This window comes from Burkholderia stagnalis (assembly GCF_039848545.1).
Lineage (GTDB): Bacteria > Pseudomonadota > Gammaproteobacteria > Burkholderiales > Burkholderiaceae > Burkholderia > Burkholderia stagnalis.
The window spans coordinates 107,075-126,184 of the sequence record NZ_CP156686.1; the positions used below are offsets into that span (position 1 = coordinate 107,075).

The following is a 19,110-nucleotide window of genomic DNA, read 5'->3' on the forward strand; positions in this document are numbered from 1 at the left end:
CGAACGGAGCCCTGTCGATGCCGATCATCGAATCCAAGCTGAACCCGCGTTCGGAAGAATTCCGCGCGAATGCCGCGGCGCTCGAGGCGGTCGTCGCCGACCTGCGCGCGAAAATCGAACAGCTCGCGCAGGGCGGCGGCCCGGCCGCGCGCGACAAGCACCTGTCGCGCGGCAAGCTGCTGCCGCGCGACCGGATCGCGCAGCTGCTCGATCCGGGCACGCCGTTCCTCGAGCTGTCGCAGCTCGCGGCGAACGGCATGTACAACGACGATGCGCCGGGCGCCGGCATCATCACCGGCATCGGCCGCATCGCCGGGCGCGAGTGCGTGATCGTCTGCAACGACGCGACGGTCAAGGGCGGCACCTACTATCCCGTCACCGTGAAGAAGCACGTGCGCGCGCAGGAAATCGCCGCGGAAAACCGGCTGCCGTGCGTGTATCTCGTCGATTCCGGCGGCGCGAACCTGCCGAACCAGGACGACGTGTTCCCCGATCGCGACCACTTCGGCCGCATCTTCTACAACCAGGCGACGATGTCGGCCGCGGGGATCGCGCAGATCGCCGTGGTGATGGGTTCGTGCACGGCGGGCGGCGCGTACGTGCCGGCGATGAGCGACGAGTCGATCATCGTGAAGAACCAGGGCACGATTTTCCTCGGCGGCCCGCCGCTGGTGAAGGCGGCGACGGGCGAGGAAGTGAGCGCGGAGGATCTCGGCGGCGGCGACGTGCATACGCGCCTGTCGGGTGTGGCCGACCATCTCGCGCAGAACGACCCGCATGCGCTGTCGATCGCGCGCAGCATCGTCGGCAACCTGGGCCCGCGCATCGCGACGCCGGTGACGCTGCGCGACGCGAAGCCCCCGCGCTACGACGCGCAGAGCCTGTACGGCGTGATTCCGGTGGACACGCGCAAGCCGTTCGACGTGCGCGAGGTGATCGCGCGCATCGTCGACGATTCCGAATTCGACGAGTTCAAGGCGCGCTTCGGCACGACGCTCGTCACGGGCTTCGCGCACATCTGGGGCCATCCGGTCGGGATCGTCGCGAACAACGGCATCCTGTTCTCGGAATCGGCGGTGAAGGGCGCGCATTTCATCGAGCTGTGCTGCCAGCGCAAGATCCCGCTGGTGTTCCTGCAGAACATCACGGGCTTCATGGTCGGCCGCAAGTACGAGAACGAAGGCATCGCGCGGCATGGCGCGAAGATGGTGACGGCCGTGTCGAACGCGAAGGTGCCGAAGTTCACGGTGATCATCGGCGGCTCGTTCGGCGCGGGCAACTACGGGATGTGCGGCCGCGCATTCGGGCCGCGCTTCCTGTGGATGTGGCCGAACGCGCGCATCTCGGTGATGGGCGGCGAGCAGGCCGCGTCGGTGCTCGCGACCGTGCGCCGCGACGGCATCGAGGCGAAGGGCGGCTCGTGGCCGCTCGAGGAAGAAGAGGCGTTCAAGCAGCCGATTCGCGACCAGTACGAGCGCCAGGGGCATCCGTACTACGCGAGCGCGCGGCTGTGGGACGACGGCGTGATCGATCCCGCGCAGACGCGCGACGTGCTCGGCCTGGGCCTCGCCGCGTCGATGAACGCGCCGATCGACGATACGCGCTTCGGCGTGTTCCGCATGTAAGGAGGCTGCGATGCGCTACGAAACCATCAAGGTATCCGAAGCAAACCGCGTCGCGACCGTGACGCTTGCGCGCGCCGACGTGCGCAACGCGTTCAACGAGACGATGATCGCCGAGCTGACCACCGCGTTCGAATGGCTCGACGCGCACGCGGGCGTGCGCGCGGTCGTGCTCGCAGCCGAAGGCCCCGCATTCTGCGCGGGCGCGGACCTGAACTGGATGAAGAAGATGGCCGGTTACTCGGACGACGAGAACCGTGCCGACGCGCGCAAGCTCGCGCGGATGCTCGAGGCGATCCACCGCTGCGGCAAGCCGGTGATCGCGCGCGTGCATGGCGACGCGTATGCGGGCGGCGTCGGCCTCGTCGCGGCCGCGGACATCGCGATCGTCGCGGACGGCGCGAAGTTCTGCCTGTCCGAAGCGCGGCTCGGGCTGATCCCGGCAACGATCGCGCCGTACGTGGTGCGCGCGATGGGCGAGCGCGCGGCGCGGCGCTACTTCACGACGGCCGAGGTGTTCGACAGCGCGCGCGCGGCGGCGCTCGGCTTCGTGCATGAGGCGGTGCCGGCCGCGGCGCTCGACGAGACCGTCGCGACGCTCGCGGCGGCGCTCGTCGCGAACGGGCCCGACGCGGTGTGCGCGTGCAAGCGGCTCGTGGCCGACGTCGCGGGGCGCCCGCTCGATGCGGCGCTGATCGAGCAGACCGCCGACTGGATCGCGCGCACCCGCGCGGGCGCGGAAGCGCGCGAGGGCATCGCCGCGTTCCTGGAGAAGCGCACGCCGGCATGGCGGGCATGACGCAGACCTTGACGCTTCGCCTCGCGTGAGCGGCGGGCGAAGCGCGAACCCCATCCCTTACCGGACGACATCGAAGCCATGTTCGACAAGATTCTGATCGCCAACCGCGGTGAAATCGCCTGCCGGGTCGCCGCGACGTGCAAACGTCTCGGCATCGCCAGCGTCGCCGTGTATTCCGACGCGGACGCGCACGCGAAGCACGTCGCCGCGTGCGACGAGGCCGTGCATATCGGCGGCTCGGCGGTCGCCGACAGCTACCTGCGCATCGAGCGCATCATCGAAGCCGCGCGCGCGACCGGCGCGCAGGCGATCCACCCCGGCTACGGGTTCCTGTCCGAGAACGAGGATTTCGCGCACGCGTGCGAGAAGGCCGGCCTCGTGTTCATCGGGCCGCCGGTCGACGCGATCGCGGCGATGGGCTCGAAGGCCGCCGCGAAGGCGCTGATGCATGCGGCCGCGGTGCCGCTCGTGCCCGGCTACCACGGCGACGAGCAGGACGCCGCGCTGCTGCACGGCGAGGCCGACGAGATCGGCTACCCGGTGCTGCTGAAGGCGAGCGCGGGCGGCGGCGGCAAGGGGATGCGCGTGGTCGAGCGCTCAGACGATTTCCCGGCGGCGCTCGCGTCGTGCCAGCGCGAAGCGGCCAGCAGCTTCGGCAACGACCGCGTGCTGATCGAGAAATACCTGCTGCGCCCGCGCCACGTCGAGGTGCAGGTGTTCGGCGACACGCACGGCAACACGGTCTACCTGTTCGACCGCGACTGCTCGGTGCAGCGCCGTCACCAGAAGGTGCTCGAGGAAGCGCCCGCGCCGGGCCTGCCGGATGAAGTGCGGCAGGCGATGGGCGAGGCGGCGGTCGCGGCCGCGCGCGCGGTGGGCTACGTCGGCGCGGGCACCGTCGAATTCATCATGACGGGCGACGCGTTCTACTTCATGGAGATGAACACGCGCCTGCAGGTCGAGCACCCCGTCACCGAGATGGTCACGGGCCTCGACCTCGTCGAATGGCAGTTGCGCGTCGCGGCGGGCGAGCCGCTGCCGCTGAAGCAGGATCAGCTGCGCGTGACCGGCCACGCGATCGAGGCGCGCCTTTATGCGGAGAACCCCGCGCGCGGCTTCCTGCCGTCGACCGGCACGCTCAAGCACCTGCGTCTGCCGGACGGCGTCGAGTTCTCGATCGGCGCGCCGGTGCGCGTCGACAGTGGCGTGCGCGAGGGCGATGCGATCACGCCGTTCTACGATCCGATGATCGCGAAGCTGATCGTGCACGGCGCGGACCGCGCGGAAGCGCTCGGCCGGATGGCGCGCGCGCTGCGCGAATGCGAAGTGGTCGGCCTGTACACGAACGCGGCCTTCCTGCAGCGCATCGTCGCGTGCCGGCCGTTCGCCGAAGCCGATCTCGACACGGGCCTGATCGAACGCAATCACGACGCGCTGTTCGCGCCCCAACAGCCGCCGCGCGCGGCGCTGGCGCTCGCCTGCGCGGCGTTGCGCGCGCGCGAGCGCGACGGGGTGTCGGACAGCGGCACGCCGTGGGCCGCGCTGTCGAACTGGCGGCTGAACGCGGGCTTTCGCCGCACGCTCGAATGGCGCGCGATCGACCGCGACGCCGATCTCACCGTGACCGTCGACGACGATGCGGCCGGCAAGCGGCTCGCGATCGGCGACGCGCCGGCGCAGCCGTTCGCGTGGACGCGCGGCGCGAGCCCGCTCGACTTCGACGTGACGCTCGACGGCGTGCGCAGCAGCGGCCGCGTGTTCGCGGACGGCGACACGTTCCATGTGTTTACGCAGGGTGCCGCCGAAGCGTTCGAATGGCGCAACCTGCTCGCGCACGCGGGCGATGCCGAGCACGGCGGCGGCCGCCTGACCGCGCCGATGCCCGGCAAGGTGATCGCGGTGCTGGTCGAGGCCGGCCAGGCGGTCGAGCCCGGCACGCCGCTGATCGTGATGGAAGCGATGAAGATGGAGCACACGATCGGCGCACCGAGCGCGGGCGTGGTCGCGGAGGTGCTGTATGGCGTCGGCGACCAGGTTGCCGATGGCGCGCAGCTGCTGGTGATGGCGGACGCCTGAGTCCGCCGAACGGGGCCCGTCGTCCGCATGACGGGCCCTGACCATCCCTGACAGTCTTGCGGCCGGCGATCCGCTAGACTGTCCGCCGCGCACGGCGCCCGCCCCGGGCGCCGCTACGCGCGCTACACTGCGAATTCCCACTCCTCCCATCCTCGCCGACGATGACGTCTCCTGTCCTGAACGGCCTGCGCATCGGCATCACGATTGGCCTGCGCGCGCCCGACGAAAGCCTTTGGATCAACGGCATCAAGCAGAACGCGCTGTTTCTCGCGAAGCTGCTGATGGCTTCGCCGCACGGCTACCGCGTGACGCTCGTGAACACCACCGACGTGCCGCTGACCGACGCGCTGCCGTGGAGCCGCGCGGTGTACGACACGCGCGCGTTCGCCGACGCGAAGGATGCGCTCGACGTGCTGATCGAGCTCGGCGGGCAGATCAGCGAGGAGCAGACCGCCTACCTGAAGGCGCGCGGCACGAAGATCGTCAGCTATTGCTGCGGCGTCGAGTACATCAACGCGATGGAAGCGATGCTGTTCGGCCGCCGGCTGTGGGAAACGCTGTTCATCAACCGCGGCTACGACGAGGTGTGGGCGATTCCGCAGATTGCGCCGTCGTCGCTGCCGTTCCTGCAGTCGCTGCGCCGCTGCCCGGGCCGCGTCGTGCCGTTCGTGTGGGATCCGATGTTCCTCGCCGAGCGGGCCGCCACGCTGCCCGGCCACGGCGAATACCGGCCGAGCGGCGCGCGCGGGAAGCGGCTGACGGTGATGGAGCCGAACCACAACGTGGTGAAGTTCTGCGTGTATCCGCTGCTGATCATCGACGAGGCGTATCGCCGCGAGCCGGACGCGATCGCGTTCACGCACGTGACGAACGCCGACCGGCTCGCGCGCGAGAGCCAGGAGTTCGTGATGCTGATGAACTACCTGGAGATCGTGCGCGCCGGCAAGGCGAGCTTCGTCGGCCGCTTCGACACGCCGGTGTTCCTGTCCGAGCTGACCGACGTGGTCGTGTCGCACCAGTGGTCGAATCCGCTCAACTACTTCTATTTCGACGTGTGCTGGCAGGGGTATCCGCTCGTGCACAACGCGAGCCTCGCGCCCGATCTCGGCTACTACTATCCGGACAACGACGTGCAGCAGGGCGCCGACGCGCTGCTGCGTGCGCTGCATACGCACGACGACGACTGGGCGGGTTACGCGCGGCGCCAGCGCGAGATCCTGCTGCGCTATACGTCGGCGAACCCCGCGCTCGTCGCCGAGTACGACACGCTGCTCGCGCAGTTGATCGGCGCGGCGGCCGGCTGACTGAAAAAAAGAAACCACCGGAGGCCATGTCTCCGGTGGCTTTCAAGGCACAAGTGAGGCGGGCCGGGGTTGGTCCCGCCGAAATTGATTCTAATGTTAACTATTCTGTAAGATTGTTAAACACGGTCAGGTTTGATTGGCTGCGTTTGATTTAATCGGCGCGGCGATTATCGACGTGTGCGTGAAACCTGGTAATTGCCTTGATTGGTCGCCATTGAATTCATTCGGGAAATAATGACGGCGAAGGTGGGTGCGTCTCGTTGTATCCGTATTTGTATGATTTTATTGAAATATTTTCTGCCTGCGTCTTCGCAAATTTGAATATCGTTGACAGTATTCGAATTGCCTTAAATCTAGAATGGCCTTGAGATTTCTCGACGGGTATTGGCAAATCGATTCGATGCTGTTCTGTTGAGAAAATGCGGGCGGGGATATTTTTGCTTCTCCGGCGTTGATGATGAGGAATGAGCCGATTCACGCGGCTCGCCGTTTGCCGGAATGCAGGGATGAATGCGGACGAAGGTCGCCGAGACGCGACAACGAAAACTGACGAAGCCGATCCCCTGTTCGACACGGGCGGCGCCCATGTCGATCTCGTGGCGGCATGCCGCTACATCGAGAACCGTCTCGAATTCGCGCGCGAGCCCGTCTGCCGGACCGACCTGTCGGGCGGCGAGCTCTATCGCGAATGTCTCGCGCGCTTCGCGGACGGGCCGCGCAACCTGCTGCGGCCGGCTTCGTTCCTGCCGCGCATCTCGGCGATGGGGCTGATGCGCTGGTTCGACCAGCTCGTGGTTCGCCGGACCATCGACAGCCTGCGGGCCGATGCGCATGCCGTTTACGGCTGCAACGTGTCGGCGACGAGCGCGACGGAAGACGCAGGGTGGCGCGCGATCTTCGACGAACTCGACGACGCGCCGTCGGTCGCGAAGCGCCTGGTGATCGAGATCACCGAAACCGCGCCGCTGAATCCGGTCACCGGCCGGGCGTTCGTGAGCCGGATCCGGCAGAGCGGCTGCCGGATCGCGATCGACGATTTCGGCGTGGGCTACAGCGCGGCGAATCATCTGGTGGTCGGCAATCCGGATATCGTGAAGATGGACCGGTCGATGCTGGTGCTGGTCCGGCACAACGCGGTCGGCCGCTATCAGCTGCGCCGGCTCGTGGCGCAGGCGTACGAGCATGCGCGGGACATCGTCGCCGAGGGCGTGGAGAACGAGCTCGACCGGCGGGTGATGATGGATGCCGGCATCCCGTGGGCGCAGGGGTTTCATTTTTCCGGGCGCGCGCACGTCGCGTGACCGGGCTCGCCCGCTGCGCGGGCAACGAAGCAGGGCGGCGGACTGGCCGTGCGCCCGTATCGCGGCTAGCCGGCCGGCGCGCTCGACGCCCGGCGGGAAGCCGGGTCGTGACAGGGGCAACGGTCGTGGATGGAAACAGCAAGTTGGCGATCCCGCGTGAACTGGCGGCAATCCGGGAAGTCGCGGACATTCTCCACCGCCTGGGCGGCGAGCCCGCTGCCCGGCACACCGACCTCACGCACTATCTGGATGGCCTGAAGGCGGCCGCGCACCGTATCGTCTCAGCGCGCCTGCCCGACCACGCGAGCCGCGAGCTGGCGGCCGGCTACTACTGCGCGGGAATCCTGGCTGGCGTGTATGGACACGAATCGGCGATCGCGCACGGCATCGTCGGCAGTCTCGAACAGCAGGTGAACGGCGGGGGCGCCCGGTACGGCCGCGCGACGCGCCGCATCTTCGCGTCGCTGATGCGCGCGGGGCGGCGGCAGGGGCGCGCCTTCATGGCCGCTTGCGGCCATGTCGTGCGCGGCTAGCGCGGCGGCGCGGCGCCGGCATCGGCGCTGGAACCTGCGTCAGCCGAGCGCGCGGCTGCCGAACACGCGCTGGATCGCTTCGGAATGCGCGCGGACGTTGGGCGCCGCGCATGCGTCGACGCGGCTCAGGCAGTCGCGGGCCGCGCGCGCTTGGTCGTCGAGCCGTGCGTCGTGCGTCTGCGCGGCGGTCGCGATCGCGCGCGCTGCATCGAAGATCTCGAAATCCGCGTAGTAATAGCCGACGTCGCGCAGGAACGGCGAGTTGTGCACCAGCGGGTAGTTGCCGTACAGCGCGTCGTAGAGCAGGAAGTTCAGGCCGTTTTCCCAATGGTGCGACACGACGATGTCGGTGTGATGCGCGGCCCACGCGACGAACGGCGCGCGCACGTCGGCCGTCGCCTTGCCGTCGCGCACCATCTCGAGCCCGAGCGCGAGATGCTTGAAGGCGACGTTTTCCTTCTTGTCGAACGTGTTGGTCATGTATACGTGTTCGACCAGCTCCGGATGCGCGACGTAGCACGCGTTCGCCGCGAGCATCGGCACGATCGAACTCTTGACGACGTTCAGGTTCGGCTCGAAGAACGCGATGCGTTTCGCGGGGCCGTGGTTCCGGTAGCCGAAGCGCGCCTTCAGTTCGGGATCGGCCGCGAGGCTCTGCTCGATGAAATACGGCGACCAGATGTGCGGCAGCACGAACACGGGCGCACGGTACACCGCCTGGAAATACGCGGCGCAGGTGTGCGCGTGCTGCGGGTTGGTCCACACTTCGTCGAACTGCACGCGATGCGGATTGGGGCGCCAGTCGTTCCTGCCGAAGTTGATCGTCTCGACGGCGATCACGTAGTCGTTGCCGAAGCGGTACGTCACGCATTTCCCGCCGCGCTGGCGCACCGCATCCGCGTGGCTCGGATGGATGAACGCGTTCATCTCGATCAGCAGGTCGGTCTGGTGAACGATTGCCGACAGCGGCCGCAGCGCGTCGCGGAAGGTGTCGAGCATCATCGCCTGCGGATAGTCGGTGACGCCGTCGTCGTGGGCGAGCCATACCTCGCCGACCAGCGGCGATTGCTTCAGCAGCATGTACAGGTACACGCAGTGCTGGTTTGCGCCGTTGTACCAGATCGACTGCGCCGCGTCGCGCTGCACGTTCATCGTTATCGCGACATTGATCTTCATGGCGGCTATCCGTAGGCGTTGCGTCGCGCGTCACGCGTCGCGATAGAGCGCCGCGATCGCGTCGCCGTACGCGGCGACGTTGTCCGGGTTGTAGATGCTGACCGAATCGAGCACGCGCTTCGACTGCTCGCGGTACGCGTCGAGGTTCGCGTCGTGTTCCGCGAACGCCTGCAGCAGCGCGCGGCCGCCTTCCTGGCAATCGAAATCCGGATAGAAATACCCGGCCTTGCCGAGGAACGGCGAGTTGTGGATCAGCGGATAGTCGCCGTAAAGCAATTCGTAATACAGATAGTTCTGCGCGTTTTCCCACGTGTGCGACACCACCGCATCGCCGTATGCGGCCATGAATTCGTACACGGCATAGCGGCTCTCGAACGTCGTGAGCCCGTGGCCGACGATGTCGAGGCTCTTCGCGAAGTGCACGAACGTCGTGTGATCCTTCAGGTGCAGCGTGTTGCACACGCGCACGATCTCGAGGAACTCCGGCTTCGCGCGATACGCTTCCTCGGCCACGAGCATCGGGATGATGCTCGTCTTCACCATGCAGATGTTCGGCTCGAACATCGTCACGCGCCAGCGCGGCTTGCCGGGCTGGTAGCCGAACGCGAGGCCGGGCCCGAGCGTCGCGCGCGCCTTGTCGAACAGCATCGGATGCCAGATGTGCGGGACGATCGTCACCGGTGCGCGCAGGCCCGTCTGGTAGTAGTGCAGGCACGAGCGCTCGAATTCGGGAATCGTCCACACCGCGTCGTACGGCGCGCCGGAGAACAGGAAGCCCGACGGCTTGTTGAACATCGCGCGCTCGATGTCGATCACGTAGTCGTTGCCGACCCGCATCGTCACGATCTTGCCGCCGCGCTCGCGGAACGCGCGCAGGTAATCGGCGTTGAACTGCGCGCTCATCTCGATCAGCACGTCGCAGTGCTGCATCGCTTCGTCCATCGACAAGAGCGGCACGTTCCATTCGCCGAGCATCATCTGCGGATCGGCGACCTGCTCGCCGCCGTTCACCATCACCGCTTCCGCGACGAGCGGCGACTGGCGCAGCAGCAGGATCAGCAGCAGGCAGTTCTGGAAGATGCCGTTTTCCCACAGCGACTGGCCGGCGCCGCGCACGTAGAGCGACACGCCGACCACGAGACGCTTGCCCTCGCCGGGCGCTTGACGGGCATTGGAGTCCGACATGCGTTTGCTCCGGTTCAGGCGACCAGACGCGCGACGAACGCGTCCAGGTTCGCGGGGTTGTCGATCGAGACCGACTTCAGCAGCCGGTCGGCCTTCGCGCGGTAGTCGTCGAGGCGCGCGTCGTGGTGCTGCCATGCGTCGAGCAGTGCGCGGCCGCCCGCTTCGGAATCGAAGTCCGGGTAGTAGTAGCCGGCGTCGCCGAGCAGCGTCGAGTTGTGGATCAGCGGATAGCCGCCGTACAGCACGTCGTAGTACAGGTAGTTCTGCGGGTTTTCCCAGTGATGGGACACGACGGCATCCGCATGGCGCGCCATGAAGCCGGGCAGGTCGATGCGCGGCTCGAAGGTCGCCTTGTGCTGGCGGACCAGATCGAGGCTGTTCGCGAAGTGCAGGAAGGTCGGGTGCTCCTTCATGTGCATCGCGTTGACGACGAACAGGTGTTCGACCGCTTCCGGGTGCGCGCGGAAGAATTCCTCGCACGCGAGCATCGGGTAATGGCAGGTCTTCACGACCGAGATGTTCGGTTCGAGCGTCGCGAGCCGCCACGCGGCGCGGCCCGGCTGGTAGCCGAAGGTCGCGCCTTCGCTGGCCAGCGCGGCGATGCGGCGGTCGAGGAAGTACGGCGACCAGATGTGCGGGATCGTGTAGACCGGCGCGCGGGTGAGCGTGCGCAGCAGCGGCACGTCGATCGTCTCCGACTTCGCGAGCACCCACACTTCATCGAACGGCGCGCCGTTGAAGATGTGTCCGGACGGCTTCTCGAAGATCGGCGTTTCGGCGAGGCCGCTGTAGGTATGGCCGACGAAGCACGCGATGCGCTTCTTGCCGAGCGCCTGCATGTGCTTGAGCCATTCGACCGGCAGTTGTGCGCCCATTTCGATCACGACGTCGAGCTGGTGCGTGACGTCGTTCGGTTGCACGAGCGGCACGTCGAGGCCGTCGAGTTCGAGGCCGGCCGGCAGCGCGCGCGCGTCGCCGCCGTTCAGGAAATAGACGGGGCCGACGCGCTCGGAGCGCTTCAGCATCATCACGAGGTACGCGATGTTCTGGTGGATGCCGTTTTCCCAGATCGCCTGGCCGTCTCGCGCGAACAGCGAGATGCCGACGGCCGGGCGTTCGTTGCGGGGGCCGCGCGAGGCGGCCTGAAAGTTGTCCGTCACCAGCAATATCCTTCTGCAGCGCCGTCGGTCCGGCCGCGGCGTCAAACCCCGATGCGCGGACCCGGCAGGCCGTTGGTTGTCACGTGTGCGCCTGCGGCGGCGCGGCCCGTGGAAACGGGCCGGCTGCCAGCGGCGATTGTGGCACGGAACGCGCCGGTTTGTGGAGTCGGGGCAGCCCCGAGCGCACCCCAGAAGGCCTGCCGGTTCGCGCCACGGCCGCCGGGCGTGACGCCCGGCCGGACCCGCGTGGCACGCCGCGATCCGGCCGGAGGTTGTCGTGCGTATTCCGAAACGTCGGCGCCGGCGGTGCGCGACGCGTCGGCGTCAGCGTTCCAGCGAGATTTCGACGCGCCGGTTGCTCGCGCGCCCCTCCGCCGTGGCGTTGGACGCGACCGGATCGGCGCTGCCGCGCCCCGTCACCGCGACGGTGCGGGCGTTCAGGCCGTGCGACTTCAGGTAGCCGGCGACGGCTTGCGCGCGGCGCTGCGACAGCGCGAGATTGGACGCGTCGCTGCCGACGGAATCCGTATAGCCCGTGACCGACACGCGCGTGAAGGCCGCGTTGCCCTGTTTGGCCAGCAGCGCGTCGAGCGTGGCGCGGGCGGTCGGCGTGAGCGTCGCCAGCCCGGTGGCGAACAGCGTGTCGCCCGCGAGGTTCACGTGCTCGACGGCGGCGGGCGCCGCTGCCGCGGGCGACGAGGCCGGCGCCGGCGCGGCGGCTTCCGGCGCGCCGCACTGGAACACGAGCGCGGCCGGGTCGGCGCCGTCGCGCAGCGCTTTCTCGGCGTCGACCGTGCGCACCGGCTGGTCGCCGCAGATGCGCCGTGCCGCCTTCATGCAGGTGTCGGGGCCCGAGAAGATCCCGTGGCAGTCGACCCGGTACGTGCGCACGCCGTCGCGCGGCTGCAGTTCGGACGCGCTGAAAGTCGGGCCGGACGCGGTCGAGCAGGCGGCGAGGGAAAGCGCGGAGAGCGCAAGCGCGAGAGTGAGTTTGTTCACGGTGATGTCCTGAATGCGATCGTTGTCGGAAGCGCGCCGCCCGGTTATTGCCGGGCGGCGCGGCGGGCCGGGCGGTGGCGACTGCGCCCGGCCCGCGCGGCGACGGTTACTTCCACTGATACAGCATGCCGGCACCGATGACGCGCTGGCTGCCGCTGAAGCCGCCGTTGATCGACGCCTTCAGGTTTTCGGAGATGCGCGCCTGCATATTGATCGCCATCGCCTTCTGGCCGAGGAACGTCGACGTGCCGATACCCATCCCGAAGTTCGCGTCGCGGTCGAGCTGCGGGATCGACGCCATCGCGCCCACGGCCGCGATACCCTGCTTCGCCATCTGGTCGGTCTGCTGCAGTTGCGAGCCGAGGCTGTTGATCTGCGCCTGCTGGCCCGACAGTGCCGTCGACAGCGTCGTCTGCACCGCGGTCAGCTGGTTCACGTTGACCGCATCGGTGCCTTGCGTACCCGGCGCGACGTTGATGACCTGGCGCTGCTGCGTGTCGTTGCCGACCGACACCACGTTCGAGCGGTTGCTGTCGTTCGACGCGGCGCCGATGGCCACCGAGTTCGAGCCGGCCGTGACGATCGGGCGGTCGTTGCCGGTGCCGTTCATGTCGGCCGCGATGCCGTTGTTGTTCGCCGTGCGCGTGGTGTTGTTGTTCACCGTCGTCGACAGCTGGCTCAACTGGTTGTTGATGTTGGTCACGCCGGTGGACAGCGACGCCACCGTGCTGTTGGTCGAGCTCAGGCCCGTGGACAGCGAGCCGATGCCGGTCGAGGTCGAGGTCGACAGCGACGTGAGGTTGCTGTTGGTCGACGACAGGCCGGTGGACAGCGAGCTGATGCTGGTCGAGGTCGAGGTGGACAGCGACGCGACGGAGCTGTTGGTCGAGCTCAGGCCGGTGGACAACGAACTGATCCCGGTCGACAGCGAGCCGATGCTCGTCGACGTTGCCGTCGACAGGCTGTTGACGGCCTGGTTGGTCGCATTGAGCTGGCTGCCGTTGATCGCGTCGGTGCTGGTGGCCGAGATGCGGCCCGCGGCGACGTTGGTGATCTGGCGTTCGGCGCCCGGCGCGCCGACGCTCACGACGCTCGTCGGCGAGCTGCCCGCGAAGAGGTACGTGACGCCACCGATCATCGTGCTCGACGTCGGGTTCGCGGCGGCCGTGACGGAGTTCGTGCCGAGCGCGACGTCGTTGAGGTTGTTCGCGACGGCGTTCGAGCCGAAGGCGAGCGAGCCGGCGGCGGCGGCCGTGGAGGTGTTGCCGAGGGCGAGCGAGCCGTTGCCGGTGGCGGAGTTGGCGTTGCCGATGGCCAGGGCGCCGTTGCCGGTGGCGGTGTTGTTGGCGCCGAGCGCGACCGCGCCGGTGCCGGTGGCCACGTTCGGATCGCCGATCGCGACGGCGCCGTCGCCGATCGCCGTGTTCGCGACGCCGATCGACACGGCCTTGCCGCCTGTTGCCGACGCGTTCTGGCCGATGGCGACTGCACCGTTCGACGAGGCGTTCGCACCGTCGCCGACGGCGACGCTGCTGGCGCCGGAGGCGCTGGCGTTCACGCCTGCCGCGATGGCGTTGACGCCGGAAGCACCGTCGTTGTTGTAGTTGGCCTGCTGGGTGCCGTTGTCGTTGACGCTGTAGTAGTGCGTCTTGGCGGCCTGGATCGCGGTCGAGGTGGAGGTGGAGAGCGACGTGATCGAGCTGGTGGCGGTCGACAGGCCGGTCGAGGTGGAGGTCGACAGGGAGGCGACGGAGCTGTCGGTCGAGCTCAGGCCCGTCGACAACGAGCTAATGCCCGTCGAAGTCGAGGTGGACAGCGAGGTGACGGTGCTGTTGGTCGAGCTCAGGCCGGTGGACAGGGAGCTGAGGCCGGTCGAGGTCGAGGTGGACAGCGAGGCGACGGTGCTGTTGGTCGTGCTCAGGCCGGTGGACAGGGAGCCGATACCGGTCGACGTGGAGGTCGACAGCGACGCGACGGTGCTGTTGGTCGAGCTCAGGCCGGTAGAGAGCGAGCCGATGCCGGTCGAGGTCGAGGTGGACAGCGAGGCGATCGAGCTGGTGGCCGTCGAGATGCCCGTTGACGTGGAGGTCGACAGGGAAGCGACGGAGCTGTCGGTCGAACTCAGGCCGGTCGACAGGGAGCTGATGCCCGTCGAGGTCGACGTCGAGAGCGAAGTGATCGAGCTGGTCGCCGTCGAGATGCCGGTCGACGTGGAGGTCGACAGCGAAGCAACCGAGCTATCGGTCGAGCTCAAACCGGTGGACAGGGAGCTGATACCGGTCGAAGTCGACGTGGACAGCGAAGCGATCGAGGTGGTAGCCGTCGAGATACCCGTCGACGTGGAGGTCGAGAGCGAAGCAACGGAGCTGTCGGTCGAGCTGAGGCCGGTGGACAGGGAGCTGATACCGGTCGAGGTCGAGGTGGACAGCGAGGTGATCGAGCTGGTTGCGGTCGAGATGCCGGTCGACGTGGAAGTCGACAGCGAAGCGACGGAGCTGTCGGTCGAGCTGAGGCCGGTGGACAGGGAGCTGATGCCCGTCGAGGTCGACGTGGACAGCGAGGCAACCGAGCTGTTGGTCGAGCTCAGGCCGGTGGACAGCGAGCTGATACCCGTCGAAGTCGACGTCGAGAGGGAGGCGATCGAGCTGGTTGCGGTCGAGATGCCGGTCGACGTGGAAGTCGAGAGCGAGGCGACGGAGCTATCGGTCGAGCTGAGGCCGGTGGACAGCGAGCTGATGCCGGTCGAAGTCGAGGTGGAGAGCGAAGCGATCGAGCTGGTGGCCGTCGAAATGCCGGTCGACGTGGAGGTCGACAGCGAAGCAACGGAGCTATCGGTCGAGCTCAAACCAGTCGACAGCGAGCTGATACCGGTCGAGGTCGAGGTGGACAGCGAGGTGATCGAGCTGGTTGCGGTCGAGATGCCGGTCGACGTGGAGGTCGAGAGCGAAGCAACGGAGCTATCGGTCGAGCTGAGGCCGGTGGACAGCGAGCTGATACCGGTCGAAGTCGACGTGGACAACGAGGTAATCGAGCTGGTTGCCGTCGAAATGCCGGTCGACGTGGACGTCGAGAGCGAAGCAACGGAGCTGTCGGTCGAGCTCAAACCAGTCGAGAGCGAGCTGATACCGGTCGAGGTCGAGGTGGACAACGAGGCGATCGAGCTGGTTGCCGTCGAGATGCCGGTCGACGTGGAGGTCGAGAGCGAGGCGACGGAGCTATCGGTCGAGCTGAGGCCGGTGGACAGGGAGCTGATACCGGTCGAGGTCGACGTGGACAACGAGGCGATCGAGCTGGTGGCCGTCGAGATACCGGTCGACGTGGAGGTCGAGAGCGAGGCGACGGAGCTATCGGTGGAGCTCAGGCCGGTGGACAGCGAGCTGATACCGGTCGAAGTCGAGGTGGACAACGAGGTGATCGAGCTGGTGGCCGTCGAAATGCCGGTCGACGTGGAGGTCGAAAGCGAAGCGACGGAGCTGTCGGTCGAGCTCAGGCCCGTCGACAACGAGCTAATGCCAGTCGAAGTCGAGGTGGACAGCGAAGCAATCGAGCTGGTGGCCGTCGAAATACCGGTCGAGGTGGAAGTCGACAGCGACGCGACGGAGCTGTCGGTCGAGCTCAAACCAGTCGAGAGCGAGCTGATACCGGTCGAAGTCGAGGTGGAGAGCGAGGCAATCGAGCTGGTCGCCGTCGAAATGCCCGTCGACGTGGAAGTCGACAGGGAGGCGACGGAGCTGTCGGTCGAGCTCAAGCCAGTGGACAGCGAGCTGATACCCGTCGAAGTCGACGTCGAGAGGGAAGCAATCGAGCTGGTAGCCGTCGAGATACCGGTCGACGTGGAAGTCGACAGCGAAGCAACGGAGCTGTCGGTCGAGCTCAAACCGGTGGACAGCGAGCTGATACCGGTCGAAGTCGAGGTGGACAACGAGGTGATCGAGCTAGTTGCCGTCGAAATGCCTGTCGACGTGGAAGTCGACAGCGAAGCGACGGAGCTATCGGTCGAGCTGAGGCCGGTGGACAGTGAGCTGATACCGGTCGAAGTCGAGGTGGAGAGCGAAGCAATCGAGCTGGTAGCCGTCGAAATACCGGTCGACGTCGACGTCGACAGCGAGGCGACCGAGCTGTTAGCCGTCGAAATGCCCGTCGACGTGGAAGTCGACAGCGAAGTGACAGAGCTGTTCGTCGAGCTCAAGCCCGTTGACAACGAAGTGATGCCGGTCGACAGCGACGAGATCGCGCTGGACGACGACGACACGGTCGTCGACAGCGAGTCGAGCGCGGTATTGGTCGCATAGAGCTGCGAGCCGTTGATCGCGTCCGTGCTGGAAGCGGAGATCTGGCCGGCCGCAACGTTGGTGACCTGACGCTCGGCGCCGGCCGCGCCGACGCTCACGACGCTGCTCGGGGTCGTGCCGGCAAACGAGTAGCTCGTGCCGCCGATGGTGGCGCTCGCCGTCGGATTGGCTGCGGCCGTGACGGACCCGCTGCCGAGCGCGACGTCGCCGGCATTGTTCGCGACGGCGTTCGGGCCGATCGCGACGGAGTCGGTGCCGAGGGCCTTGCTGTCCGCCGCCGTCGAATTCGCGTGGAAGTACTTGATGCCCTGGCTGTTGATGTTGTCGATTGCAGCGCCGACGTTGTTGGCGGTGGTCGTGGTGCCGTTCGCGTTGTACGTCGTGTACGACGGTGCCGAAACCGTGCCGGTGGCCGGGTCGTAGGTCGAGCCGCCGCCGAGTGCCGCGGCCGTGCTGTTGCCGAGGTTGTTGGTCGTCGTGGTGACGGTGCTCAGGCCGGTGGACAGCGAGCTGATGCCGGTCGACGTCGACGTGGACAGCGAAGCGACGGAACTGTTGGTCGAGCTCAGGCCGGTGGACAGTGAGTTGACGCCACTTTGTGCGGTGCTGATGCCGGTCGACGTGGAGGTCGAGAGCGAAGCAACGGAGCTATTGGTCGAGCTCAGGCCCGTCGACAGGGAGTTGACGCCGCTTTGCGCGGTGCTGATGCCCGTGGAGGTCGATGTCGAGAGGGATCCGATCGAGCTGGTTGCCGACGAGATGCCGGTCGAAGCCGACGTGGACAGCGACGCGACGGAACTGTTGGTCGAGCTCAGGCCGGTGGACAACGAATTGACGCCGCTTTGTGCGGTGCTGATGCCGGTCGACGTGGAGGTCGACAGGGATGCGACAGAGCTGTCGGTCGTGCTCAAACCGGTCGACAGCGAGCTGATGCCAGTCGAGGTCGAGGTGGAGAGCGACGCGATCGAGCTGTTGGCCGACGAGATACCGGTCGACGTGGAGGTCGACAGCGACGCGACCGAGCTGTTGGTCGAGCTCAGGCCGGTGGACAGCGAATTGACGCCGCTTTGTGCGGTGCTGATGCCGGTCGATGTGGAGGTCGACAACGAAGCAACCGAGCTGTTGGTCGAGCTCAGACCGGTGGACAGCGAATTGACCCCACTCTGCGCGGTGCTGATACCCGTCGAGGCGGAAGTCGACAGCGAGTTGATGCCCGTCGAGGTCGACGTGGACAGCGAGGCGATCGAGCTGTTGGCCGTCGAAATACCGGTCGAAGCCGAAGTCGAGAGCGAAGTGACGGAGCTATTGGTCGCGCTGAGGCCGGTCGACAGGGAAGTGACGCCGCTTTGCGCCGTGCTGATGCCGGTCGATGTGGAGGTCGACAACGAAGCAACCGAGCTGTTGGTCGAGCTCAGACCGGTGGACAGCGAATTGACCCCACTCTGCGCGGTGCTGATACCCGTCGAGGCGGAAGTCGAAAGCGAGCTGATGCCCGTCGAGGTCGACGTGGACAGCGAGGTGATCGAGCTGTTGGCCGTCGAAATACCGGTCGAAGCCGAAGTCGAGAGCGAAGTGACGGAGCTATTGGTCGCGCTCAGGCCGGTCGACAGGGAAGTGACGCCGCTTTGCGCCGTGCTGATGCCGGTCGATGTGGAGGTCGACAACGAAGCAACCGAGCTATTGGTCGAGCTCAGACCGGTGGACAGCGAATTGACCCCACTCTGCGCGGTGCTGATACCCGTCGAAGCGGAAGTCGAAAGCGAGCTGATGCCCGTCGAGGTCGACGTGGACAGCGAGGTGATCGAGCTGTTGGCCGTCGAAATACCGGTCGAAGCCGAAGTCGAGAGCGAAGTGACGGAGCTATTGGTCGCGCTCAGGCCGGTCGACAGGGAAGTGACGCCGCTTTGCGCCGTGCTGATGCCGGTCGATGTGGAAGTCGACAGCGACGCGACCGAGCTATTGGTCGAGCTCAGACCGGTGGACAGCGAATTGACCCCACTCTGCGCGGTGCTGATACCCGTCGAAGCGGAAGTCGAAAGCGAGTTGATGCCCGTCGACGTTGACGTCGAGAGGGAGGCGATCGAACTGTTGGCCGACGAGATACCGGTCGAAGCCGAAGTCGAGAGCGAAGCGACGGAGCTGTTGGTCGAGCTCAGCCCGGTAGACAGCGAGGTCACCCCGCTTTGCGCGGTGCTGATCCCAGTCGAGGTCGACGTGGAGAGTGAAGCGACGGAGCTGTTGGTCGAGCTCAGTCCGGTGGACAGCGAGCCGACCCCGCTCTGCGCGGTGCTGATGCCGGTCGACGCGGACGTCGACAGCGAAGTGACGGAGCTATTGGTCGTGCTCAGGCCCGTCGAGAGCGAGGAAATGGCGGACGAGCTCGAGCTCAGGCCGGTCGACAGCGAGCCGACGGCTGTCGAGGTCGATGTCGACAGCGTGTTGATTGCGGTGTTGGTCGCGTAGAGCTGCGAGCCGTTGATCGCGTCGGTGCTGGAAGCGGAGATCCGACCTGCGGCAACGTTGGTGACCTGACGCTCGGCGCCGGCTGCGCCGACACTGACGACGCTGCTCGGGGTCGTGCCGGCAAACGAGTAGCTCGTGCCGCCAATGGTGGCGCTGGCGGTCGGATTCGCTGCCGCGGAGACGGCGCCGTTGCCGAGCGC

The 19,110-nt window shown here is 67.0% G+C and carries 11 protein-coding genes; 6 read left to right on the top strand and 5 right to left on the bottom strand.

The window, feature by feature from the left end; all coding sequences use genetic code 11:
* The first annotated feature begins 17 nt into the window (after positions 1 to 17).
* The 6 genes from ABFO07_RS17420 to ABFO07_RS17445 all read left to right on the top strand — a co-directional run bounded on the left by ABFO07_RS17420 (position 18) and on the right by ABFO07_RS17445 (position 7,635).
* Positions 18 to 1,625 carry a carboxyl transferase domain-containing protein gene (locus ABFO07_RS17420; protein WP_059563173.1) on the top strand — a complete coding sequence of 536 codons (1,608 nt, stop codon included), beginning with the start codon at positions 18 to 20 and terminating at the stop codon, positions 1,623 to 1,625.
* A gap of 10 nt (positions 1,626 to 1,635) precedes the next feature.
* Positions 1,636 to 2,421 carry an enoyl-CoA hydratase/isomerase family protein gene (locus tag ABFO07_RS17425; protein WP_060148096.1) on the top strand — a complete coding sequence of 262 codons (786 nt, stop codon included), beginning with the start codon at positions 1,636 to 1,638 and terminating at the stop codon, positions 2,419 to 2,421.
* A 78-nt stretch (positions 2,422 to 2,499) separates the two neighbouring features.
* Complete coding sequence (locus tag ABFO07_RS17430) at positions 2,500 to 4,497, top strand: acetyl-CoA carboxylase biotin carboxylase subunit (RefSeq protein ID WP_059803763.1); 1,998 nt, start codon at positions 2,500 to 2,502, stop codon at positions 4,495 to 4,497.
* 161 nt (positions 4,498 to 4,658) lie between these two features.
* A complete protein-coding gene (locus ABFO07_RS17435; protein WP_059803765.1) occupies positions 4,659 to 5,801 on the top strand; it encodes a DUF2827 domain-containing protein in 1,143 nt (380 codons plus the stop codon).
* Between the two features lie 506 nt (positions 5,802 to 6,307).
* Positions 6,308 to 7,102 (top strand): EAL domain-containing protein, encoded by a 795-nt coding sequence (locus ABFO07_RS17440; protein ID WP_059885868.1) that lies wholly within the window; start codon positions 6,308 to 6,310, stop codon positions 7,100 to 7,102.
* A gap of 125 nt (positions 7,103 to 7,227) precedes the next feature.
* Positions 7,228 to 7,635, top strand: coding sequence for a hypothetical protein (locus tag ABFO07_RS17445; protein WP_230942271.1), 408 nt, complete (start codon positions 7,228 to 7,230; stop codon positions 7,633 to 7,635).
* Between the two features lie 39 nt (positions 7,636 to 7,674).
* Here ABFO07_RS17445 and ABFO07_RS17450 read toward each other — a convergent pair whose 3' ends face one another.
* The 5 genes from ABFO07_RS17450 to ABFO07_RS17470 form a co-directional block, all read right to left on the bottom strand.
* Positions 7,675 to 8,811, bottom strand: a complete 1,137-nt coding sequence (locus tag ABFO07_RS17450; protein ID WP_059984970.1) for a DUF2827 family protein — start codon at positions 8,809 to 8,811, stop codon at positions 7,675 to 7,677.
* Positions 8,812 to 8,841: 30 nt separating this feature from the next.
* Positions 8,842 to 9,996 (bottom strand): DUF2827 domain-containing protein, encoded by a 1,155-nt coding sequence (locus ABFO07_RS17455; protein WP_347469339.1) that lies wholly within the window; start codon positions 9,994 to 9,996, stop codon positions 8,842 to 8,844.
* Positions 9,997 to 10,010: 14 nt separating this feature from the next.
* Positions 10,011 to 11,156: a DUF2827 domain-containing protein gene (locus tag ABFO07_RS17460; RefSeq protein WP_347469340.1), complete on the bottom strand. Its 1,146-nt coding sequence runs from the start codon at positions 11,154 to 11,156 to the stop codon at positions 10,011 to 10,013.
* 324 nt (positions 11,157 to 11,480) lie between these two features.
* Positions 11,481 to 12,155: an OmpA family protein gene (locus ABFO07_RS17465; protein WP_059920460.1), complete on the bottom strand. Its 675-nt coding sequence runs from the start codon at positions 12,153 to 12,155 to the stop codon at positions 11,481 to 11,483.
* A gap of 106 nt (positions 12,156 to 12,261) precedes the next feature.
* On the bottom strand, positions 12,262 to 18,951 hold the full coding sequence (locus tag ABFO07_RS17470) for a YadA-like family protein (protein WP_430733079.1): 6,690 nt from the start codon (positions 18,949 to 18,951) through the stop codon (positions 12,262 to 12,264).
* Positions 18,952 to 19,110: the final 159 nt, after the last annotated feature.